Origin of the sequence: Paenibacillus sp. J53TS2, from assembly GCF_018403305.1 — a bacterium.
Classification (GTDB): Bacteria; Bacillota; Bacilli; order Paenibacillales; family Paenibacillaceae; genus Fontibacillus; species Fontibacillus rhizolycopersici.
On the sequence record NZ_BOSK01000012.1, the window covers coordinates 1 to 23,450 of the forward strand.

Annotated in this window: 20 protein-coding genes; 3 read left to right on the forward strand and 17 right to left on the reverse strand. The window is 53.9% G+C overall.

The annotated features are described in order from the left end of the window. On the forward strand, window positions 1-187 hold a 187-nt coding region (locus tag KJS42_RS20030; protein ID WP_213623932.1), incomplete at its 5' end, for an IS3 family transposase. Window positions 188-552: 365 nt separating this feature from the next. Here the strand turns inward: KJS42_RS20030 and KJS42_RS20035 are convergent. From KJS42_RS20035 to KJS42_RS20050, 4 genes are all read right to left on the reverse strand, one after another. Next, complete coding sequence (locus tag KJS42_RS20035; protein ID WP_213623933.1) at window positions 553-1,488, reverse strand: hypothetical protein; 936 nt, start codon at window positions 1,486-1,488, stop codon at window positions 553-555. 158 nt (window positions 1,489-1,646) lie between these two features. Then, a complete protein-coding gene (locus KJS42_RS20040) occupies window positions 1,647-2,087 on the reverse strand; it encodes a disulfide oxidoreductase (RefSeq protein WP_193416539.1) in 441 nt (146 codons plus the stop codon). A gap of 360 nt (window positions 2,088-2,447) precedes the next feature. After that, the gene (locus tag KJS42_RS20045; protein WP_155605786.1) at window positions 2,448-3,164 is read right to left on the reverse strand and encodes a DsbA family protein; all 717 of its coding nucleotides are present in this window, start codon (window positions 3,162-3,164) and stop codon (window positions 2,448-2,450) included. 177 nt (window positions 3,165-3,341) lie between these two features. Beyond that, window positions 3,342-3,983: a 50S ribosomal protein L25 gene (locus tag KJS42_RS20050; protein WP_155605787.1), complete on the reverse strand. Its 642-nt coding sequence runs from the start codon at window positions 3,981-3,983 to the stop codon at window positions 3,342-3,344. A 234-nt stretch (window positions 3,984-4,217) separates the two neighbouring features. On the opposite strand from KJS42_RS20050, the gene ppk1 reads away from it, so the two are divergent. Next, entirely contained in the window at window positions 4,218-6,326 is a 2,109-nt protein-coding gene (gene ppk1 / locus KJS42_RS20055) for a polyphosphate kinase 1 (protein WP_213623934.1), read from the forward strand. Here ppk1 and KJS42_RS20060 read toward each other — a convergent pair. The 11 genes from KJS42_RS20060 to KJS42_RS20110 all read right to left on the reverse strand — a co-directional run bounded on the left by KJS42_RS20060 (window position 6,286) and on the right by KJS42_RS20110 (window position 20,820). Beyond that, complete coding sequence (locus tag KJS42_RS20060) at window positions 6,286-7,824, reverse strand: Ppx/GppA phosphatase family protein (protein WP_213623935.1); 1,539 nt, start codon at window positions 7,822-7,824, stop codon at window positions 6,286-6,288. The two genes, ppk1 and KJS42_RS20060, sit on opposite strands and share 41 nt — an antisense overlap. A gap of 175 nt (window positions 7,825-7,999) precedes the next feature. Next, a complete protein-coding gene (gene ptsP, locus KJS42_RS20065; protein ID WP_213623936.1) occupies window positions 8,000-9,712 on the reverse strand; it encodes a phosphoenolpyruvate--protein phosphotransferase in 1,713 nt (570 codons plus the stop codon). Beyond that, the gene (locus tag KJS42_RS20070; RefSeq protein WP_155605791.1) at window positions 9,705-9,980 is read right to left on the reverse strand and encodes an HPr family phosphocarrier protein; all 276 of its coding nucleotides are present in this window, start codon (window positions 9,978-9,980) and stop codon (window positions 9,705-9,707) included. Before KJS42_RS20070 ends, ptsP begins: the two co-directional genes overlap by 8 nt. A 132-nt stretch (window positions 9,981-10,112) precedes the next feature. Further along, window positions 10,113-12,173, reverse strand: a complete 2,061-nt coding sequence (ptsG, locus tag KJS42_RS20075; RefSeq protein WP_213623937.1) for a glucose-specific PTS transporter subunit IIBC — start codon at window positions 12,171-12,173, stop codon at window positions 10,113-10,115. A 235-nt stretch (window positions 12,174-12,408) separates the two neighbouring features. After that, window positions 12,409-13,254 (reverse strand): glucose PTS transporter transcription antiterminator GlcT, encoded by an 846-nt coding sequence (gene glcT, locus KJS42_RS20080; RefSeq protein WP_193416546.1) that lies wholly within the window; start codon window positions 13,252-13,254, stop codon window positions 12,409-12,411. 195 nt (window positions 13,255-13,449) lie between these two features. Continuing rightward, entirely contained in the window at window positions 13,450-15,018 is a 1,569-nt protein-coding gene (locus KJS42_RS20085) for a flotillin lipid rafts scaffold protein FloT (protein ID WP_244868563.1), read from the reverse strand. Window positions 15,019-15,060: 42 nt separating this feature from the next. Beyond that, window positions 15,061-15,591 carry an NfeD family membrane protein gene (locus KJS42_RS20090; RefSeq protein ID WP_213623938.1) on the reverse strand — a complete coding sequence of 177 codons (531 nt, stop codon included), beginning with the start codon at window positions 15,589-15,591 and terminating at the stop codon, window positions 15,061-15,063. Between the two features lie 135 nt (window positions 15,592-15,726). Continuing rightward, window positions 15,727-16,890 (reverse strand): iron-containing alcohol dehydrogenase, encoded by a 1,164-nt coding sequence (locus KJS42_RS20095; RefSeq protein ID WP_213623939.1) that lies wholly within the window; start codon window positions 16,888-16,890, stop codon window positions 15,727-15,729. 170 nt (window positions 16,891-17,060) lie between these two features. Further along, complete coding sequence (locus tag KJS42_RS20100) at window positions 17,061-18,638, reverse strand: UDP-glucose--hexose-1-phosphate uridylyltransferase (protein WP_213623940.1); 1,578 nt, start codon at window positions 18,636-18,638, stop codon at window positions 17,061-17,063. 14 nt (window positions 18,639-18,652) lie between these two features. Beyond that, window positions 18,653-19,639, reverse strand: a complete 987-nt coding sequence (gene galE, locus KJS42_RS20105) for a UDP-glucose 4-epimerase GalE (RefSeq protein WP_155605796.1) — start codon at window positions 19,637-19,639, stop codon at window positions 18,653-18,655. A gap of 2 nt (window positions 19,640-19,641) precedes the next feature. Next, the gene (locus KJS42_RS20110; protein WP_213623941.1) at window positions 19,642-20,820 is read right to left on the reverse strand and encodes a galactokinase; all 1,179 of its coding nucleotides are present in this window, start codon (window positions 20,818-20,820) and stop codon (window positions 19,642-19,644) included. Between the two features lie 178 nt (window positions 20,821-20,998). Between KJS42_RS20110 and KJS42_RS20115 the strand changes: the two genes are divergently transcribed. Continuing rightward, entirely contained in the window at window positions 20,999-21,862 is an 864-nt protein-coding gene (locus KJS42_RS20115; RefSeq protein WP_155605798.1) for an AraC family transcriptional regulator, read from the forward strand. 8 nt (window positions 21,863-21,870) lie between these two features. Here the strand turns inward: KJS42_RS20115 and KJS42_RS20120 are convergent, their stop codons facing one another. Both KJS42_RS20120 and KJS42_RS20125 read right to left on the reverse strand, forming a co-directional pair. Next, entirely contained in the window at window positions 21,871-22,620 is a 750-nt protein-coding gene (locus KJS42_RS20120; protein WP_155605799.1) for an NAD-dependent protein deacylase, read from the reverse strand. 14 nt (window positions 22,621-22,634) lie between these two features. Continuing rightward, window positions 22,635-23,414, reverse strand: a complete 780-nt coding sequence (locus tag KJS42_RS20125) for an HAD family hydrolase (protein WP_193416553.1) — start codon at window positions 23,412-23,414, stop codon at window positions 22,635-22,637. Between the last annotated feature and the right edge of the window lie 36 nt (window positions 23,415-23,450).

Consider the following 23,450-nt stretch of genomic DNA (forward strand, 5'->3'; position numbering starts at 1 on the left):
CTTGGAGCGTGAGTGTTTCAAGCGGCATATCTTTATGAGTTTTGAAGAAGCATTCGATGTTCTTGACCAATTCATGGACTTTTACAATAACCGCCGAATTCACATGAGTTTATATGGCTACTCTCCCACTGAATTTGCAGTGAAACTGGAGAGAAACGAAGTAAACGCGTTTAGAATCGCCGTATAGTTGAGCCGAACTAAGGTTTGATCCTAAAGTGTCCAATATTCGGGGGCCTGGCCGATTTCAGCGACTACAGCGCCTCATTCGCGCAAATTGTTGCATTTAGTGCAACAATTCAACGGCTCGTTCGGTCCACACCCGTAAATTGCTGCAGTTTGTGCAACTTTTTCGGCGATTTTCCCTGCGAGGGGTGAAATTGTTGTACTTTATGCAACATTTGGGCTCTACCGCCTAATCCACATAAGGAATATTGCAAGAAATACAACAATTCTTCTCTTTTTTACTCCCCTTCAACATAAAAACCGTCCGCTGCAGGAGCCCTGCGCAGACGGTTAGATTTAGGATGTGCTCTCAAAAATTTGCTATTGGGATCAATCCGTTGCTACCGTTGTGTTGATCGATGCAAACGCGAGTGGGCCAAAACCTTCCGAAGCCTCGCCGTGAGGCATATTGATCAGGAAGGCAAATCCCTGCCCGTCGATGTTCTTGACGATGTATTCCTGGGTCACGTCATCGCCCCGGGAGATCAGGAACAGCTCTGCATCTCGCATCGTTACGTAAACTTGGTCGCCGGACATCTGCTCAACTTTACCGATCTTAGACAACTCATTCTTTGTCGTCTTAGCCAGCTCCTCGACATCATAACCGGAAGGCAACTTAGTGATCACGACATGATATGCCGAGTCATAATTCATCATTAACTTGTTGGTTTTAGCATCAAAAGAGAAGATGTCGAACATATAGAATGCGTACCCGTCACCCTTCGCCAAAGTGGCGGTTCGCGTCTCCTTCGTCCCTTCCAGCTCGACCTCAAGCGATTTTTCAGCCGGCAACTCCACCGATGAACCGGAGCTCGTCGTTCCTTTAGCGGGAGCCACCTCCAGCTTCGTCAACACCAACTGTTTCAGCGTAGCATCGCCCTCTACTGCCCGTTCCACGTATTCAATAGAGACGGACGTCCCTTGCTCCAAGTTTTGCGCCATCGCGCTTAAGGTTTCATCCAATTGAAAAGCGGTTGGCGTCCCCTCCAGCTCAATCTCCGCCGAATGGTTGTCAATCAACCCGACGAATGTGCCATTCCCCTGCTTCGTTTCGCTTGCATCCTTATCCGGCGTATCGCTCGAAGGGTCCGTTTCGCCTCTGTTGTTGCCTGGCGCTGATGGATTCCCGTTCGCTTCACCGCCTGCATTTAGCCCAGGTTCAGAACCATTCCCGGTGCATGCTGTCAGCGATATGGCCAACAGGATCATGCTCAACCAACCCGCCGTTCTTTTCCATTTATCATTCTTCAAGCTCATGTTTTGCAATATCAACACCCCCATATACACTGACGTTCAATCTTCAAAAAAGTTGCCACTGTAGGGCATTTTTGCAGCTTCCGCATACCGGCAAGGAGTGCATAAAAAGGCGAGGCCCCCTTAGGTGCCCCGCCTTTCCTTATCCTTATCCTTATCCTTATTCCACGTTACCGTTCCCCGGCTTCTTCTCTTATCCCCCGAGCCGCCAACAAGAACATCACGATCAATACGAAGGCGACCAGCGCCATAAACGGAATCGTAATAAATCCGAGCCAGCCTTGACCCAGGTAATCCACGTTGCACGGCACGCCTATTTTGCAGGGAAGGAGCTTGGCAAGCCCGGGGATTTTTTGCTCACTATAGTGGTAGATGGAGATCAAGCCGCCGATGACGCTTAACGGAAGCACATATGGAATGATCTGGCGGTCGTTCTTGTACGCCGCGATGCCCAGTAAAATGACCTGTGGGTACATAAATATCCGCTGAAACCAGCACAATCGGCACGGCTCATAATGCAGCACTTCGCTCAAATACAAGCTGCCCGCCGTCGCGACCAGCGCGACCAACCAGGCGAGGTAGATGCCGTAGTTTCTCAGAAACCCCCGCACTCCCCATCCCTCCCTTTATAAGGTAGTTGAACAAGTCCTCTTTCGATCACGAAGCGGATTCGTAGAAGAACATTCGGCGGCGAATCTTGAATTCACCCGGGACTTCCGTTGCTCACGTACCCAAAACGTACGCTCCGCTACTCTGTCCCTAGCTTCATTCAACCTTCTTGGTGCTCTAAACCTGACTTTTTCAACCTTTATTGAAACGGTAGTTGAACAAGTCATCTTTCGATCACGAAGCAAAACCTTCGAAGCTAATTCGGCGTCGAATCTTGAATTCACCCGGGCCCTCCGCCCACTCACGTAGCCTCCAGCTACGCTCCGCTACTTTCGTCCCTAGCTTCATTCAACCTTCGCCCACTATTCCTCTGCAGACAATTCGTTATCGAGCGTCTTCTTCAGCGCCTCGTAATCGCCAAGATTGCCGGCGTATTCCACGCCATTAATGAAGAACGTCGGCGTACTGTTAACACCGAGCTTGTCCCCGCGGGACAAATGCGCTTCGATCTCTTCTTGGTACGTTGCCTCCGCGATATCCTTCTGCAGCAGATCGTAATCGATCGGCAGCTCCAATTCCTTAGCCAGATTCACGAGAAACTCGGGGGAAGCCCAACCGCTGTTTTCCGCTCCTTGGCGTTCATAAATCGCATCGAAATAAGTCCAGAACGCTTCGTTGCTTTGATGATACACCGATTGCGCGGCCAGAGCGGCCGTAAACGAATCGGAACCGATAAACGGCAGATTCATGAAATAAAAGGCGACTTTGCCTTGATCTATATAATCCTTCACCAAATCCGGCTTAATCAGTTCATTCACATGTTTACACGACGGACATTGATAGTCCCCGAACTCCAGCACCTTCACCGGTGCGTCGGCTTGTCCCAGCACAGGAAGCGCGGCGTAATCAAATTCGGCCGCCTTGGGTTTCGGCTGAATGGTCAGCACAACGATAATCAGGACGAGAAGCAGTCCCACTGTCGAGAACCAAATCAGGCGTCTTCTCTTCATTTGCTGCTGCTGTTTTTGTTGTTCGGCTTTGCGCTTGGCCAAAGCGTTTGTTGTCGTTTTCGGCGGCATGCGACCCCTACTTTCCTATTAGATTAATAGACTCAAGATTCTTCTTATCCTGCAACCATTTTAGTTACATTAGCAGGATTCGTCAAGCTGGGGGCTCCACACGAAAAAGGCCGTCCCAAACGCCCCAAGGCGTCCGGAACAGCCCTTCATCCAAGATCCATCCGGCGATGCTGTCGATTATTCCGCAGCAGCTTCGTCCGAGCCAACCGTGCCAGCCGGCTCCCCGTCGGCCGCGGCATCCAGGGCCAGATCCGTATCCGCCACCCGCGGAAGCACGATCGATGCCAGCAGTTCCTCCGGCTGAGCGTGCATCGTCACCCCTGCCGGCATCTTAACGTCTCCGGCCATCAGCTTGTCCCCCGCGTCCAGCGAGGTAATGTCTATGTCCAGGGATGCCGGCAAAACATCCGGTAAGCCCTCCACTTCCAACTCCGTTGCCTGAATCTGCAGAACGCCGCCAACCTGGGTTCCTGCAGCCGTACCGGTATAGTGCAGCGGGATTTTAACGCGGATCGGTTTATTTTTGGATACTTGCTGAAAATCGACGTGCAGGATCTTCCCTTGCTGCTGTTGAACTTCTTTAATCAGCGCCGGAATCGTTTGACCCCCTTCGACCTTCAGGTCAAAAAATTCCGATCTTCCCGTACGCACGACCTTCACAAGCTCCTTCACATCCACATGAACCGCGAGGTTCCCGGACTCCGCTCCGTATACGACCGCAGGAACGCGTCCCTGTTGTCTCAGCTGTCGCAGCGTGGAACGGTGGAATTCCGTTCTTGGCGTGGCGTTCAGTTGAAACGAGTGATGGTTCGTACTCATCTTGCAACAACCTCCTTGAAATTGTGCCGATTTTGGCGATTGGCGAAAGACGCCATACCCGTATATTACCCATTTTTGCCGCCAACCTAATCAGAAAAAGCCCATTTCCCGAAATGACTTTACATAGAGTTATAATTTTTACATAGATTTTACAAAAGCATGCATTTCAAAACCTTGCAACATAGTAAAATAGAAAGATAAATGAAAGAAAAAATAGGCGGAGGTCTGACATCCATGGCGGATATGGTTATGAAAAAACAAGGACCGCGATATTTGAACCGCGATCTCAGCTGGGTGGAATTTAATCGCCGTGTGCTGCAGGAAGCCAAGGATTCCGGCACGCCTTTGCTAGAGAGGGCCAAATTCCTGTCCATCGTCTCAAGCAATTTGGACGAATTCATGAGCGTACGCGTCGCCGGCATCCAGGATCAAATCCGTGCCGGTTATACCAAGAAGGATTTCACCGGCTACACTCCGGCCGGATTATACCGAAGATTAATTCTCCGAATTTCGGCCATGATCGCCGAACAATACCGGACTTACCGGGAGCTCTCGAGACTGCTCGCCAAGGAGGGCATCCTGTTTCTGAAATACGACGAGCTGAACAGCGCACAGCGCAAATCGATGGAGACCTACTATCATGACATCGTCTTCCCGGTGCTGACGCCCATGGCCGTAGACCAAAGTCGTCCGTTTCCCCTCGTGCATACCGGGTTCGTATACTTGGCTGTCGTGTTGGAACGGAACGGCGCAGTGCAAACGGAAGAAGAGAAGGAATCCTATTTCGCGATCGTGCAAATCCCATCGAACCTATCCCGGATCATCCCGTTGCCGCATCATTCCAACAGCAAGAAACAGTCTTTTATCCTGATTGAGGAACTGATCCGTCATAATATACAAACGTTGTTCAGCGGATATACGCCGCTTGCCGTCGATGAGTTCCGGCTGACGCGCAACGCCGACCTGGCTTTCGACGAAGAAGGCGCCGAGGATTTGCTGGAGGAGATAGAGAAAGAACTGCGTAAGCGGCGTTGGGGAGCGCCGGTCCGCCTGGAAATACAAAGGGGCATCCACCCTTACGCGCTCGAGGTGCTCAAAGAAGAATTTGAAATTACCGACGCGGTCTTCGAGATCGAAGGTCCCCTTGATCTCGGTTTTCTCGGCCGGCTCCCGGGCGCGGTCAAAGGGTATTCCCGGCTGCGCTTCCCGCAAGTAGATCCCGTGTATCCGCGGGAATTCGATGAGAATGACGATTTTTTCGAGGTATTGAAACAGAAGGATGTACTGGTATATCACCCGTACGAGAGCTTCGACGCGGTGACCGATTTCATCGATCAAGCCGCGGAAGATCCGGCGGTCATGGCGATCAAGATGACGTTATACCGTGTCAGCGGCAACTCTCCGCTGATCCGAGCACTAGCGCAGGCCGCGGAATCAGGCAAACAGGTTACGGTTGTCGTTGAGCTAAAAGCCCGGTTTGACGAGGAGCGGAACATCGCTTGGGCGCGGACGCTGGAAAAAGCCGGCTGCCACGTCGTCTACGGCCTAATTGGGCTAAAAACCCATGCCAAGATCCTGCTTGTCGTTCGCCAGGAAGGTCGCGACTTGAAGCGTTATGTCCATGTGGGCACCGGCAACTACAACGACATCACCGCCCGGCTTTACACCGATATCGGATTGTTTACGACCGATTCTGCAATCGGCGAGGATGCCTCTCAGCTGTTTAATCTCATTACGGGCTACTCGGAAGCCGAGCAATGGCAGGCGTTGACGGTTGCGCCAACCGTCATGAAGGACAAGCTGTTCGAGCTGATCCAGCGGGAAGCCGAGCATGCCGCCGCTGGCCGCCCGGCGCGGATTATCGCCAAGATGAACTCCTTATCCAACCAGGAGATGATCGACGAATTATACGAGGCCTCCGAAGCGGGCGTTCACATCGATCTGATCGTTCGCGGCGTCTGCTGTTTGCGCCCCGGTGTTGAAGGCTTAAGCGAACGAATCACGGTGCGCAGCATCGTCGACCGCTTCCTGGAGCATTCCCGCATCTATTATTTTGAGAACGGCGGGAACCCCGAGGTCTGGTTGTCCAGCGCCGATTGGATGACGCGCAACCTGACACGCCGACTGGAGCTGATGTGTCCTGTCATCAAACCACAAACCCGGGAGACGCTGGTGCGCATTCTTATGCTGTCGCTGGCCGATAATGTGAAAGCAAAACGCCTGGTGCCAAACGGTAAATACGAACCCATCCTCGGCGGTTCTCAGGCAGTTCCCTGCCGGAGCCAATTCGCCGCCCGAGAGATCAGTGCGTGGAAATTGCACGAATCTCCCACTCTAATCTAAGGTCCCACGCTTTCTTGAAGCTCTTGGCCGCAGCCTCGAGCTGCCTGATTTCCAGGTAAGCTTGGCTGCGGCACGTCAGCTTCAATAACACCGCCTCCTCTTCCCAAACCGTCGCTACTGCTTCTACCGTCTGCGTCTCACTGGCGTCGAGGGCGATCGCTACCTCCAACAAGGCTCCGAGTTTCTGAATCAACTCATCATCCTTTTCCTGCAGCAGATCACCATACTCCTCGAAACCTGTTTTCTTCCCGTGATTCGCCGGATAATCCGCGATCAGGCTGCACAGTACGGCTTCCCGATGGGTCAAAGCTCCCAGCGGCGCTTGCAACAGCCAATATAACGTATGCTTGTCGTATTGGTGGTAACGGATCGAGCCCCCGATTTTATACAACATAGCTGCCGTTTGAATCAGCTTGATCGGGCCTCTGTCATTCAACTCCTTCTCCAGTAACTGATACAACTGCTCGGCGTACCGACGAACCTGACGATAATGAGCAATGGGGGACAGCGCATGAAAGGCGAGTAGCGTACCGGTTTGCCATTCCAGCACTTCTTGAGCGGCAGGCACACCTAGACCCAACGTATCCTGCAGCAATCCTTCGCGCAGCCCCGAGCCGCTGACCAGGCAATGCGCCGCTCCAATGCGATCGAAGACCGCCTTCAAAATGATTGTCCCCGGTACAATGATGTCGGCACGGGACTTGGACAACCCGTCGATTCGTTTGCGTTTATCCAGCGGCAACTCAGGCAGAGTTTCCGCATAATGACGGAGACTCTCCGGCTCCAGCAGATAGTGATGGGCCAAACGGAGCGGGTACTTGCGGCGCCGTTGATCCAGCTTGCCCAACGTCCGAATCGTTCCCCCCAGCCCGATAAGCGGAAATCCCGGATGGGTCCCGATCCAAGGCAAACCGTCCAGCATCCTTTCAACTTCCGCCTGAAGATCGGCGATCTGCTCGGGCGGCCAGGGCTCCTCCGACACTCCAAATCTCACTTGGGCGTTGACCGCGCCGATCGGTAAAGAAACGCTCTCTACCAGCTTTCGGCCACGAAACAAAGTGATTTCCGTGCTTCCGCCCCCAATATCAATAATGAATCCGTCCTCGGTCGCCATTCCGCCGGCCACAGCGATAAATCCGAAATAAGCTTCCTGTTCGCCGGATAGGATTTCTACCGGCAGACCGGTTTCTTGCTCCAGGAGCTTGCCGATTTCCTGTGCATTTGCCGCGTTCCGGATGGCCGCCGTTGCCGCCACCCGGATGGCATGACAGCCATATGCTCTGCACACCTCATGAAATTGGCGCAGGATCGGAACGATCGAATGGATTTCCTTTGTTGCCATGGCCCCATTCGCATTCATTTTTTCACTTAACCGGGCGGATTCCTTCAATTCGTTAATCAAACGGTAGTACCCTTGCGGGGCCGTTTCATAGATGGCCAAACGAATGGAGTTTGACCCAATGTCGATGATTCCAACGTTCTCATGGTTATTTGGCATACGAACTTTAGCTCCCGTAATGTATAGAAATTGTGGTTCCTCGGCCTAACAGTTTTACCTCACTTTATCCCAAAATCGGGCAAAAATAAACCTTACACCTAAAAAAAAGCCAGCGCCCTGAAGGCGCCGGCCTATGAAGAAACCCGCATTTTCGGTTGGAAAAGATCTCGTATCGCTACTCGCCGATGGCGTGAACCAGTTCGACGACCTGTGCAGCGGTCTGCATTTGCAGCGCCTTGGCTGCCAGCTGTTCCATATCCGCTTTAGACAACTTGGAAATCTGCGAACGAGCCGGTAGAATCGAAGTTGCGCTCATGCTAAATTCGTCCAGACCCAATCCCAGCAGCAACGGAATCGCCGTTGCATCGCCGGCCATCTCGCCGCACATTCCAGCCCATTTGCCTTCCTTATGGGCGGCATCAATGACCATTTTGACCAACCGCAAAATCGCTGGGTTATAAGGTTGGTACAAATAGGAAACGCGTTCGTTCATACGATCGGCCGCCATTGTATATTGAATAAGGTCGTTAGTTCCAATACTGAAGAAGTCCACTTCTTTGGCAAACTGATCGGCCAATACGGCCGTCGAAGGAATCTCCACCATAATGCCGAGCTGGATCTCATCGGATACCTGAACGCCTTCGGCTTTCAGCTTCTCCTTTTCTTCCATTAGCAACGCCTTGGCTGCTCGGAATTCATCCAGCGTTGCGATCATCGGGAACATGATTCGAAGCGATCCGTAGACGCTGGCCCGAAGCAAAGCGCGTAGCTGCGTGCGGAACAGGTCCTTCTGCTCCAGGCATAGACGGATGGCGCGGAAGCCCAGGAACGGGTTCATTTCCTTCGGCAGATTGAGATAAGGCAATTCCTTGTCTCCGCCGATATCCAATGTCCGTACGACGACCGGCTTGCCTTCCATCTTTTCCAGCACGGTCTTATAGGCATTGAATTGGATCTCCTCCGAAGGCAACTCGGTGCGTCCCATGTACAGGAACTCTGTCCGATACAAGCCTACCCCTTCTCCGCCGTTCTCCATGACGCCGACAACGTCGTTAGGCGTGCCAATGTTAGCTGCAAGCTCCACGTGGACGCCGTCCTTCGACGTCGTTTGGACCTCGCGCAGCTTCTTCCACTCTTCGATTTGCTTCAGGTGCTTATCGCGTTTTGCCATATATTCGTTCAGAACGTCCTCGGTCGGATTGATGATGACGCTGCCGTCCAATCCGTCGACGATCACCAGATCGCCGCCGTTCACCTTGTCCAACACCTCTTTAGTGCCGACGACCGCAGGGATTTCCAGCGAGCGGGCCATAATCGCCGAGTGCGACGTGCGACCGCCGATATTCGTCGTAAAGCCCTTCACGTAATTGCGATTGAGCTGCGCCGTATCCGACGGCGTCAAATCCTCCGCAATCACGATCACTTCCTCGCTGATATCTGCCGGATTGACATAGCTCAAACCGAGCAAATGCGTGAGCACACGCTTGGTTACATCCCGCATATCCGCGGCGCGTTCCTTAAGGTAGGCGCTTTTCATATTTTCAAACATCGCAATAAATTCGCTTGCTGTTTCATTTAACGCAAATGCTGCGCTAACCTTGTCAGATGCAATCTTATCGCGAACCGGGGTTAGCAGCTCGGGATCGTTCAGAATCAACAAATGAGATTCGAAAATCTCCGCTTTCTTCTCGCCAAGCTCTTGAAGCGTGCGCTCTTTGATCGCCTCAAGCTCCTGCTGAGATTTGGCCAAAGCATCGTCCAGGTGTGCCAGCTCCGCTGCGGAATCGGAAGCATCCCGCTGATGGATCGTATAATCGGGATGCTCCAATTTGAAGGCTTTGGCGATGGCCACGCCGGCCGAAGCGGCAATGCCATCAATCTTAAGCATTCACTTCCCCCAGCCCTTCGTTAACCATCACTTCAGTGAGCGCTTGAAGTGCTTCTGCGGCCTCTTCGCCTTCGACAATCAGCTTCAGCGAATCGCCTTGCTCCAGACCCAGGGACAGAACGCCAAGAATCGATTTCAACGTTACTTTCTTGCCGCCCGCTTCAGCGAAGGATTCGGCTCCCTTGAATTTGTTTGCTGTATTGACCAGGGCCGTTGCCGGGCGTGCATGAATTCCGTCTTCATCCGTAATTTTAAACATTTTTTCCATGATTGATCCTCTCGCTTTCTGATTTATGAATTTTTGAGAATAGATATAAGATACGCTCCCTATCACATTGTAAGGGATCGCGATAACCAAAGCCAAATGCCCGCCGCCGACTCAGCGGCGGGTTCTGATGATTTACTTGATCGTAACGATATCCGCTTCGCCTTTCGGCAGCTTGCCGGTCTTATGCAGCGTCACGGACGCGCCCTCCGGCAGGTTCGAGAAGACGATCGGCGAAATGATCGAAGGAGCGTGTTCCTTCACATAATCTAGATCCACTTCCAGAATCGGCTGTCCTGCGGCAACTAGATCGCCTTCCTGGACCAGCACATTGAAGCCTTGCCCTTTCAGTTTGACGGTGTTCACGCCAATATGCACGAGCACTTCCTTGCCCCCATCCGACATAATGCCGATGGCATGCTTGCTCGGGAAGACGTTAAATACTTTACCGTAAACCGGAGAGCAGATCACGCCGTCATGCGGCAGAATCGCGAACCCGTCGCCGGTCATTTTTTCCGAGAACACGGGATCAGGAACGTTGGAAATATCCATCAGCTCGCCGTTCACCGGCATCACGATATCCTCTTTGATAATCGCGTCGCCGTCTTGGGCCGCTTGCTGCTCGACCTCGGCAGGTTTAATCTCTTCCGTCTTGACGGCAACCCGCGGGGTCTTCCCGCTCATAATGTCAGCGATTTGCGATTTGATCGTGTCAGAACGCGTTCCAAAGATCGCTTGAACGTTGTTGCCAACCTCCAGCACGCCAGAGGCGCCCAGCTTCTTGAGCCGGTCTTTGCTCACATTCCCTTTGTCCTTCACTTCAACCCGCAGACGCGTGATGCAGGCATCCAAGTGAACGATGTTCTCTTGTCCGCCCAAGGCTGACAAGATATTCTGCGGCAGTTCGTCCTGTTTAACTGCGCCTCCCGCTTTCACTTCGTCCCCTTCAACCTCCGGATCTTCGCGGCCCGGCGTCTTCAGATTGAACTTACGGATAACGTAGCGGAAACCGAAGTAGTAAATCACGGCCAGAATCAAACCGACGATGATCACGTTCCACCAAGGCGTCCGGTTTGGAATCACCCCGAAGATCAGATAGTCGATCAAACCCCCGGAGAAGGTCATCCCAATTTTCGTCCCAAGGATATGCATCGTCATGAAAGACAAACCGGCAAAAATCGTATGCACCGCAAACAATACCGGTGCGACGAACAAGAACGAGAACTCCAGTGGTTCCGTAATCCCCGTCAAGAAGGAGGTCAAGGCTGCCGAACCCATGATCCCAGCCACGTATTTCTTGTGCTCAGGCCGAGCTTCGTGGTAAATCGCCAGCGCTGCGGCAGGCAAGCCGAACATCATGAACGGGAATTTACCGGTCATAAAGGTACCGGCCGTAAATGGCACACCGTCACGCAGCTGAGCCATGAAGATTGATTGGTCCCCGCGAACGAGTTGACCGGCGTTATTGACGTATTCACCGAATTCGAACCAGAACGGCGAATAGAAAATATGGTGCAAACCAAACGGAATCAATGCCCGTTCTACCACCCCGAAAATAAACGCGGACAACGTCCGGTTCTGCTCCAACATGAAGTGAGAAGCAGAGTTGAGGCCCCCTTGAATTGGCGGCCAGATAACGACCATCAACAAGCCGAGAAGAAGCGAAGTTGCGGCCGTCATAATCGGCACGAATCGTTTCCCGGCGAAGAAACCGAGATACGATGGGAGCTCGATCCGGAAGAACCGGTTATACATGGCCGCAGCCAAGATCCCGACGATAATCCCGCCGAACACCCCGGTTGCAAGCGTCGGGATGCCGAGCACGTTCGCATAGGCCGGATCGGTTCCGATCATCGCAGGCGTGACCCCGATGACCGTGCCCATGGTCACGTTCATGACGAGGTAACCGATAATCGCAGCCAAACCGGCTACGCCTTCCCCGCCGGCCAAACCAACGGCGACACCTACGGCAAACAGCAAGGCCAGGTTCGAGAAGACAATTTGGCCTGCATTCATCATGACGGTGGCTACGGCGTGGACGCCATGATTATCCAGGGCGGGCACCAGATCCAGAAACTCCGGACTGACCAGCATATTCCCGATCCCGAGCAGCAAACCTGCCGCAGGAAGTAGAGCCACAGGGAGCATCAGCGCTTTCCCTACCCGTTGTAATACACCAAATAAACGCTTAAACATAAATAACCTCCTGTTATGACATCGTGTGACAAACAAAAACAGGCATAAGCCAATATAGGTCATTGGTTCTGTATCGTGATCGCTTACGGATATAATACCCCGTAACCGTCCAATACAATCCAAAAAAACCTTTATCAACTCATGCCTGATCGAATCAGTCACACATTGTGATCTATGAAGTTGTTGCCAATGCACTTAGGAATTATAGCAGGACTTTCTAGTTCGCGCAAGCCAGCTACTGAAGATTCGCCGGGGCCACCCGGTGCAAATGCATCGTCAAATAGCTGACTTCGGCCTGATAAACCGGCATCTTGAGCCGTTGTTCCATCACTTTGGTCAATTTGTAAGCAAGCGAATACAAGGTTGGATACTCCTGCTTCAGCAGCATTTCCAGCTTGTCGACTTCGCTAACCTGCTCGCCGCGTCGAATCCGTTCGATCGCAAACCGCAAATGGGTCAGCAAACGGGAATAATCCAGCGAGTTGCGGAGGATCGTAAAGCGAAGCTCCGTCTCGATAATGCCAACCAGGTCAGCGATTAACTGAGCATGTCCCCTTACCTCGCTGATATGTCGGTTGGTCATGGCGCTGTTAATGTGGAGCGCAACGAAGCCAATTTCATCCTCGCCGAGATCGACACCCAACCGCTCCTTGATGAGTCGAATCGCGTATTCTGCCAGTTCGAATTCCACCGGATAGATCTCCTTCGTCTCGAACAAAAACGGGTTATGAAAAGCGATATCCTGCTCCGCTCGCTTAATCGCAAACGCCAAGTGATCGGTTAAGGCGATATGGATATGCTCGTTCAGCTCAGTTTGCGTCTTCTGGGAAATGTACATGATAATTTCGCCGATAATTTCGATCAATTGTTCATCCACCTGGGGTACGAGCTGCTTGTATTGCTCTTGTTCCTGCTGATTCGTGAGGATAAACATTTTCTCAACGGCTTCAAGCAGGATCGAGTCCCCCGTTTTTCGGTTAAATCCGATGCCTTTGCCGATCACAACGACCTCGCCACGCTCCGGGTGATTCGCGATGATGACATTGTTATTTAACACTTTAGAAACGCGCAGGCTGTTCACAACATAAGCACCTCTTTTTCTCCTATTGTCCGAAAACGGTTAAGCCCATTATAAAGGATTTTCCGGGCCCCGTCAGCCAATTCCCAGGCATTTCAAAGGCGTCCTCGCCCAATGACCGGGCGGGACGCCGATTCGCGATTGATCCTATGACAAATTACACGGATTGATGACGGTTGTCAAGCCGGACGAAAGGCCTTACTTCCGGTCTTGCTCCGTTTCTTTCGAGGCGGCCGTCTCCAAAGCAACGGGCTCCGACGCCTTCACAGAAGCCGTAGACTTCACAGAAGCAACCTCAACCGCCGGTGGCGTGGCGACGATCTTGCCTTTAGTCAAGCCTTGAATTAACCGATCCAGTTCGATCCCCGAGACGCTCTTCAACATATCAGGCGCAGTAGCCATGAGTTCGGTGACGTAGTTGCTGACACGGGCAGCCCCCTCGCCTTTGCCGGTATCGACGACAGTTAACTTGTCGATCGAAGACAATGGAGCAGCGATTTTGCCTGCGAGCTCCGGCAGCATCTTCGTCACGATATCGAGGATCGCGGCCTCGCCGAATTTCTGGAACGCTTCGGCCAGTTTCTCCTTCGCTTCGGCCTCAGCCAAGCCGCGCAGTCGGATGATCTCGGCATCCGCGGTCCCTTTGGCCCGTTCCGCATCCGCGATCGCTAAGCCCTCCAGGCGCTTCTGTTCGGCGGAAGCTTTTGCTTGCGTCTCGATGGAGTATTGCAGCGCGTCGGCCTCCCGCATTTTCCGCGCCTTTTCAGCTTCAGCCGCCTGCTCGACCGCATAACGATCCGCATCGGCTTTCTTCTTCACTTCGGCATCGTATTGTTTCTGGCGAACGGTGATCTCCTTATCCTGCAAATCGATCTCCCGCTCCTTGCGCACCAGCTCGACCTTCATTTGCTCTTCCACCATCGTCTGCTTGGCCCGAGCTTCCTGAATGTGATAAGCCTGGTCAGCTTCAGCCTTGGCGGTATCCTGATCCTTCTTAAAGGAGGCGACCTTCAGCTCCTTCTCCTTCTCCGCTTCGGCGATGTTCGTATCACGCACCAGCTCGGCCTTCTGCCCGGCTTCTTCGGCCAGGGCCTTTTGGATCCGCGCATCCCGCTGGGCTTCCGCCTCAGCGATATCAGCGTCCCGCTTGACCGCAGCGATCCGCGGTTTACCGAGCGCCTCTAAGTAACCATGTTTGTCCCTAACATCCTTGATCGTGAACGAGACGATTTGCAGCCCCATTTTCTTCAGGTCGCGAGCCGCCACGCCTTGTACTTCCTGCGCGAACTTATCGCGGTTCCGGTACACTTCCTCGACGGTCATCGAACCCAAAATCGAACGCAAATGGCCTTCAAGCACTTCCTGTGCTTCGCCTTTGAGCGATTCGATCGGTTTGCCCATAAACTGCTCGGCCGCTGTTGCGACGTCCTCGATCGAGCTCCCCACCTTGATAATGGCCACTCCGTCAGCGGAAACCGGCACGCCTTGCTCGGTGTAAACCTCCGGTGTCATCACGTCCAGTTTGTGGGAGAGCAGCGACATGAATTCGGCTTTTTGGAATATCGGCCAGATAAACGCCCCGCCGCCGCGGACGATTTTGATTTTACGGCCGGATTGGTCATCGGATATGTTCTTGCCCCCTAGAAAAGAACCTGTGACGATCATCGCCTCGTCAGGGCTCACCGTCTTATATCGGGCCCAGAACGCCAGTCCGAGCACGATAATGACCGCAATCACGATGACGGGGATTAGCAGGAAATCCGGAATACTTTCGAACAATGACAACAGCTCCCTCTTCTTGTAATGGTGTTACATCGGGTGGGGATATAGCTCGGAAACTTGGACCGTTCCGTCCTTCGTCGTCTCGATGACGACAACGACGGTTCCGGCGGGAATTTCCTTCCGATCCCAGCTAGACGCAATATGAAGGGTGTTGCCGCCAACCAGCTTCACCATCACTTCGCCATACCCTTGTGCCGGGATAGGTACGGTCACCTCGCCGACTTTGCCGGGCAATTCGGATTCGGAAAATCCGGTGGAGTTTTCGCTGTTTTCCATCGGCCGGACATAAGCGAAATACACGCCGGCGGATAACAATACGGCGGCCACAATGGCGAGAACCACCACGCCGGCCCCTCCAAGTCCGGTGTACCGGTCCAGCAATATGCCGGCTCCGCCGAACGACGTAATCGCCGAAGCCGTGATAATCGGCTTGAGAAAATCCACGGACAGGAAATCGAACACGCCGTCCAGCCAGCTTCCGAGCAAGTCGCCAAGCAATGCGCTGATGACGGCAAACAAGGCACCGCCGACGAAACAACCCCAAAACAGCGCTTCCATCCTGTTCCTCCCTCTACCCAAAATATTGATGTACTCTACAAATACATACGTAATTTGGAGAAATATGTTTCGAAAAAGAAAAACCGGCTCGCAGCGCGATGCCGCGAAACCGGTGATGGGGTGAGATTACAGTAATTACAGGGACATGCGATAAATTTCAAGCACGTCTTGTTTATCCAGCACAGCAAAATTACCGAACGAGCCGAAGCGAACCGCCTTCTCGGCCATGACTTCCAGTTGGCTGTCGTCAATACCGTAATCGGCCAGACGGCTTGGAGCGCCGATCGAGTTCCAGAACGACCGCAACGCTTCAATGCCCTCGAGCGCGACAGCCTCGTCGCTCTTGCCCGTAGGATCCACGTGGAAGACGTGAGTCGCCAGACGCTTGAATCGAGCGATATCCTGCTTCAAGTTATACTTCATCCAGTTCGGGAACAGGATCGCCAGGCCTCCGCCGTGCGGAATATCGTAAACCGCCGACACGGCATGCTCGATGTTGTGGGTCGCCCAGTCCCCGGACAGGCCCATGTTCAGCACCCCGTTAAGCGCCATCGTGCCGCAGAGCAGAATCGTTTCCCGGAGGTCGTAGTTCTCCAAATCCGCAGCGAGCTTCGGCGCGGTCTCGATCACTGTCCGAAGCAAGGCTTCACAGAACTCGTCCTGCAACGGCGTGTTTGGCGTCGGATGGAAATAGTGCTCGAACACATGAGACATGATGTCGACCATGCCATACACGGTTTGCTCCTTCGGCAGCGAAGCGGTGAACTGCGGATCAAGGATGGAGAACGCCGGATACGCCAGCTTACTGCCCCAGCCGAGCTTCTCCTTCGTCGTTTCGTTGGAAATCACGGAGTTGCCGTTCATTTCCGAGCCGGTTGCGGCCATCGTCAGCACGGTTCCGAGGGGCAGGGCCGCTTTTGGCACGGCTTTCCGCTCCGCGAAGTCCCACATATCTCCGTCGTATTTAGCGCCTACGGCAATCGCCTTCGCGCAGTCCAGCACGCTGCCGCCGCCGACCGCGAGGACTAGCTCGATGCCGTTTGACTTGCACAGCTCGACCCCACGATGCACCGTAGACAGACGCGGGTTTGGTTCGACGCCCGCCAGCTCTGTCACCTCGGCGCCGATTTCCCGCAGAATGGCTGTCACTTGATCATACAGACCGCTGCGTTTGATGCTGCCGCCGCCGTAGACCAGCAGCACTTTATTGCCATAAGCCGGAACCTCGGTCCGCAACGACGCCAACTGGCCTTTACCGAAGATGAGCTTCGTCGGGTTATGAAATACGAAATGATCCATGCCAAAATCCTCCTAAATTCAGTTATGTAAAAGGGGTTCGCTACCTTAGCCTCTTCGTGCTCCCAAATTATTATACTTCCAACTGTAATGGAATAACAAACAGAAATAAGGCCGTCCCAAATCTCATCGATTGGGGACGGCCCCGGAAATAGCTAACCGGAACCTATGCTCTATTGTCTGCGGTAACCGATCGAAACGACAAAGCGTTCGAAGGCTTCGCGGCCTTCCGTCGTTGTTTTGAATACGCCGGCATGTCCAAGGATTTCCGCGAACTTGCTGCCGACCTCGTCACGCAGCAGCGCTTCGGCGTCTTCGCGCGCCATCGACATGCCTACGCGTGCGGCCAGTTCCTTCACCCAATCCGCATGCACGGCCAAACGGGCCGCCGGATCGGACACGGTCTCCTCATACAACGTCTTGTCCCCGCTCAGAATGTCGGCGACCCCCGCCAGCTCTTCTTTCAACCGGCCTGGCAGGATCGCTACCCCCATCACTTCGATCAGACCGATGTTCTCCTTCTTGATGTGGTGCATTTCGCGGTGCGGATGGAAGATCCCCTCGGGATGCTGCTCGTTCGTTCGGTTGTTCCGCAGGACGATATCGGCCTCGTAACCGCCATCTGCACTGCGACGGACGATTGGGGTCACCGTGTTATGAGGCACGGATTCCCCCTTCTCCTCGGAGAAGGCCAGGACATCGACCGAGGGATCGCTGTATTGCTTCCATTTCTCGTACAGATCGTCCGCCGCTTCCAGCACGGCCTCGCGGTCTTGACCGTTCACCCGCAGCACGGACATCGGCCATTTCACCATACCAACGGTCACGCCGGCGAAGTCCGAATGGGAGAAGACGGCTTCCACCGGGGCTTTCTCCAACGGAAACGTATGTCGTCCCCCTTGGAAATGATCATGGGTCAGGATCGAACCGCCAACGATCGGCAGGTCCGCATTCGAGCCGATGAAATAATGCGGGAACAACGTCGTGAAATCAAGGAGACGCTTAAACGTATCGCGGGTCAACTTCATCGGCACGTGATCGTGGTGGAATACGATGCAATGTTCGTTGTAATACACATAAGGCGAGTATTGGAAAAACCACGGCTCCTCGTTTAAGGTCAGCGGAATGACGCGCAGGTTCTGACGGGCCGGATGATTGATCCGTCCCGCATAACCAACGTTCTCGCGACACAGCTGACATTTCGGGTACACCGGCGGCGGAAGCAGCTTGGCCATGGCGATTTCCTTCGGATTTTTCTCCGGTTTGGACAGGTTAATCGTGATTTCCATATCCCCGAACGAGGTAGGCTGTTCCCAATAGATGTTTTGGCGAACCCGGTCCATCCGGATGTAATTGCTGTCCACGGACAGCTTATAGAACGCGTCTGTTGCCGCGATGATTCCCTGCTCGGTTTCCGTTCTGCGGAAGGCCGCGATCGTTTCCGACGGGCGCGGCATCAGCAAGCCCATAATTTGAGCATCCAGCAAATCGCGGTAAGTAGCGGTATCTTCTGGTATCAGGCCGATCGAGACCCCGTAATCAATCAAAATTTCGAGCGGCTCCTGCGGACCGGTTAGCACCTCCTCCGTTACTTCACCGGCGAACGGCTCATCGAAAGAAAACAACTCCAGAAGGCGGTTGCGCGAGTAGTCCACGTCCCACCAATCGATTAAGCCCTGCTCCAGCGCATAATTCACCAATCGTTCGATGGCATGAAGCGTTTCTTGACGATTTCTCTCTTCTGCTCCCATCGCGTTACACTCCCTTAGTCGTTATAGCCGTTTGGATGGTTGTTATGCCACTGCCACGCGCTTTCGATGATGTTCGCCAATTGATTGCGGGTTGGATTCCAGCCCAGCACACGACGGGCTTTGTCCGAGGAAGCGATAAGCACCGCCGGATCCCCGGCGCGACGCGGACTGATGACGACCGGGAAGTCGTGGCCGGTAACGTCCTTCACGGTTTCGATCACTTCCTTAACCGAGAAACCTTGCCCGTTGCCGAGGTTGAACACGTCGCTTTCTCCGCCGCCGAGCAAATGATTCACTGCGCGCAGATGGGCGTCGGCCAAATCGCTCACATGGATGTAGTCGCGGACGCAGGTACCGTCAGCCGTGTTGTAATCGTCGCCGAACACTTGAATCGACGGACGCTGTCCCAATGCCGCTTGAATAATCAGCGGGATCAGATGGCTTTCCGGGCGATGATCCTCGCCAATCTTGCCGCTTTCATGGGCCCCCGCCGCGTTGAAATAGCGGAGCGATACATATTTGATCCCGAGCACTTGATCAAACCAAGCCATCATCCGTTCCATGGTCAGCTTCGTTTCGCCATACACGTTCGTAGGCCGGGTCGGATCGGTTTCTTCGATCGGTACCTTTTCCGGTTCGCCGTAAGTGGCCGCCGTGGAAGAGAACACGATTTTACGTACATTCGCCTGATCCATGGCATCCAATAAACAAAGCGTTCCATACACGTTATTGTCGAAATACTTGACCGGGTCCTTCATGCTCTCCCCCACCAAGGAATTCGCGGCAAAATGAATCACCGCTTCGATCTCGTTCTCGGCAAACAGCTTGGCCATGAGCGCTTTATCGCGCAAATCCCCTTCATAGAGCTTGCCGCCGAGCAGCGCTTCGCGATGTCCGGTCTGAAGGTTGTCGATCACGACGACCTCTTTGCCTTGCTCTAGCAGCGCAGCTACCGTATGCGAGCCGATATAGCCGGCTCCCCCCGTTACCAATATCGCCATGGTTAGTTCTCCCCTTTCATCTCATGCACGCCGTCGCCTACGCCGCACACGTAAAACTCGCCATCCAACCCTGTCCGTTCTTTATAAGCCTGACCAACTTCAGCCACGAACCGCTCTACGGAATCCTCATGCACCAGCGATACCGTACAACCGCCAAAGCCTGCCCCGGTCATCCGAGCGCCCAGCGTGCCGTCAATCTTCCGCGCCTCCTCAACCATCACGTCCAGCTCCAGGCAGCTCACTTCGTACAAATCGCGCAGCGAATCATGCGAAGCATTCATCAGTTCGCCGAAGGTCTTCAGGTCGTTCGCGCTCAGCGCGTCCACCGATTTCAACACGCGCGCGTTCTCTTCCACAACGTGTTTGGCCCGTTTCAACAGAACTTCATTCGCAAAATCTCCCTGCCACCGCTCCAATTGATCCGGCTTCAGATGGGCCAAGAACTCCAGGCTCGGTTCGCGTTTTTGCAAAATCGCCAACGCTTCATCGCATTCCGAACGCCGTTCGTTGTACTTGGAGTCTACCAGTCCCCGGCGCTTCTTCGTGTTGCTGATGACAAGTTTATATGCGCCGGTCCGGAATGGCACGAGCTTGTATTCCAAGGTATCGCACATCAGAAGGATCGCATGATCCTGGGCCCCGTTTGCAACGGCAAACTGGTCCATGATGCCGCTGTTGACGCCGACGTACTGGTTCTCCGCCCGTTGGGATAACCGGGCAATTTCAACTTTGTTCGTCTCTTTCCCTTCCATGCTCAGGAGAGCAAAAGCCGTCACTACTTCGATCGATGCCGAGGAGGACAATCCCGAACCGTTCGGAATCTCGCCGTGGAACAGGAGGTCGTAACCGCTTGTAAGCGAGATGCCCAGCTTCTTCAGTTCCACGTAGACGCCGATTGGGTAATCGATCCACTCCCCGGTTTTGCTCTTGCCGAGGTCTCCGAGCTCCAGCTCCGCCGTATACGGCAGATTACTAGAAGCGAAAGAAACTTTATCGTCCGTCCGTCTACGAATCGCCAGCGTCGTTCCGAACTCCAGCGCGGCGGGGAACACATATCCCCCGTTATAGTCGATATGCTCGCCGATCAGATTGACGCGGCCCGGTGCGTTGAATACGCGCAGCGGCTCGGGGCTTTCCCCGTATTTGGATATAAACAATTGTTCCATTTCATTCTTCTTCATTAACGTCCACCCCATCTTCATGGAATCTTTAATTCTTGTACCCAGTATAATGAAATCGCTCTGCTTTGATAATGCAACTTTGCGAGAACTATATAGATAAATGTGACTTTCCGGAATATAATGTGAACAGATATCTTTCAGGGCGTATTCGCCCTTGCCAAAAAAGGAGACAAGACCCTTGAAGCGAGAAACCTATAGTGCGGCCGCCAACCCGGATTTGTTCGAAGCGGAGGATCTGCATGTCCTCTTCGCCGGCGAAAGCCAGACCCTGCCCGATCACCGCTTGGGCCCGAAAGTCTATGATTATTACCTTCTTCACTTTGTGGAACAAGGCAAGGGCTCTTTTCGGACCGAATCGGCCTCCTATGAGCTCAGTGAAGGGGATGGCTTCCTGATTCTCCCCGATCAGCTCGTCAGTTATGCTTCCGATGTCGTCGATCCTTGGCGTTATCGCTGGATCGCTTTCACCGGCGCAAAGGCGACCGATCTCGTGTCGCGGGCCGGCTTCACCCCGGAGCAACCGGTATTTCGGCAGGGTGATGGCAGCCCGATTCCATCCATGCTGAGCAGCGTGTTACAGACCTTTCAAACCAAAAAAAACAGCTCCCATCTGCTATCGCTGGGGCTGTTGCATCAAATCATGGCCGAGGCCCAGGAGACGCTCGGCATGGCTTCCGCGCTGCCGTCGGGCGAATCGGGCGTTCAGCGGATTGTGAAGCAAATGATTCATTATATGTCCAGCCAATATGCGCATCCGGTTTCCATTGAACAAATGTGCGCTTCCTTGGGGTATAACCGGGCTTATCTCTCTCGCATTTTCAAAAAAGAAACCGGCTACACTCCGGTCACCTACCTCCTGAAGCTCAGAATCGATAAATCGCGACAGCTCCTTCGCGAACGTCCAGAGCTGTCGATCGAGCAGATCGCCGCTTCCGTAGGTCTCACCGATCCGCTCTATTTCTCTCGGCAATTCCGTCGGTTCCATCACGAATCTCCAAGCGAATACCGCAGAGCCGTAACCCGGACTCCCTCAGCGGAATGAGCTTTGCTTTACTCCTCCAGTCCCAGCTTCCGGGAGACGGCCCCCAATACCGCACCGATCGGCTCGGTAATCAGCAGGTCGGCCCGGTTGTCATAGGTGGTGGACGATGCGTTGATCAGCACCGTCCGTTCGCCGCGGAAATAGGTGATCAGGTGCGCCGCTGGCTGAACCGTCAGCGAGGTGCCGCCGATCAGAAGCAGGTCGGCTCCGGCTATCGCATCGACCGTATCCTGAATCACCTGCTCATCCAAGCTTTCACCGTACAGCACCACGTCCGGCTTGATGATTCCGCCGCAGGTACAACGGGGCACGTCGTCTTCCTTGCCCATCACGTCTTCCAGCGTATAGGTGCGGCCGCAGTCCATACAGGTGTTGCGGTGCACCGATCCGTGCAGCTCCAGCACGCGTCGGCTGCCCGCCTGCTGATGGAGCCCATCGATGTTTTGCGTGACTACAGCCTTTAATTTTCCCGCTCGCTCCAGTTCAGCCAAGCAGCGGTGCGCGGCATTCGGCTGCGCTTCCGGGTGAATCATCTTCGTCTTGTAGAAATCGAAAAAAACTTCGGGATGCCGGTCGAAAAACCGCCGGCTCAAAATCTCCTCCGGCGCGTAAGGCGAAGCCTTCTCCATCTGATAGATGCCCGCCGCCGAACGGAAGTCGGGGATCCCACTTTCGGTCGAGACCCCGGCCCCGCCGAAAAATACGATATTATGGCTTTCCTGAATCCAAGCTGCTAAATTGTCCGTCTCCTTGGTCATCCGTATCGAACCTCCTAATGATGGATCGTCAACTCACGGTAACCGGCGATGATGACGTCCGCGTCACGCAAGTAACCCGCTCCCTGCGCGTCTTCGCTGTAATCCTCCGCTACTCCAATCGTCATGGCGACTCCCGCACGTTTTCCCATTTGCATATCGGCATTGCTGTCGCCGATCACCACGGCCTCGCCTGGTTGGAGGCCAAGCTCATGGCAAGCCAACAACGCCATGTCCGGTCCCGGTTTGCCCCGGGTCACCCGGTCTCGCCCGACTATGCTGACGAACGCATCCCGGATGCCCATCCATTCCAAATGCTCCAGCGCTTCCGAGGTTGAATCAGAGGTGACGACCGCCAGCTTCAGTCCCGCATTCAGGCAATCCTGCAGGAATTCACGCAGCCCTGGCAAAGGGACGGCTTCTCGCCTCCGCTTGAGATCAGCCATAGCCGAGGCATTTAATTCCCTGACGGCCGTAATCGCTTCGTTCCATGGAAGCCCCGCAGCATACAACGTCGAAGCCAACAACGCGATGACCTCTTCTTCCGTACCCATTGCGACCGGACCGGTCTTGTCGTAACCAATCACCCGGTTCTCCCCATCCGTATGTAACCCAAGCAGTCCTGCTTTGTTTAAGCTTCCGGGGGATCCCAATTCGGACAACTTCCGCTCCATTAGACCGGTTAAAGCCACCGCCCAGCTTCCCCACAGGCCCATGAAATTCAACAGCGTCCCGTCCTTGTCAAACAAAATCGCACGGCAAGCCGCTTGGTGCCCGTGTGTTTCAATCGTGGCCATCATGATCCCCCTTCCAGTACATCCATGTCCTTATTA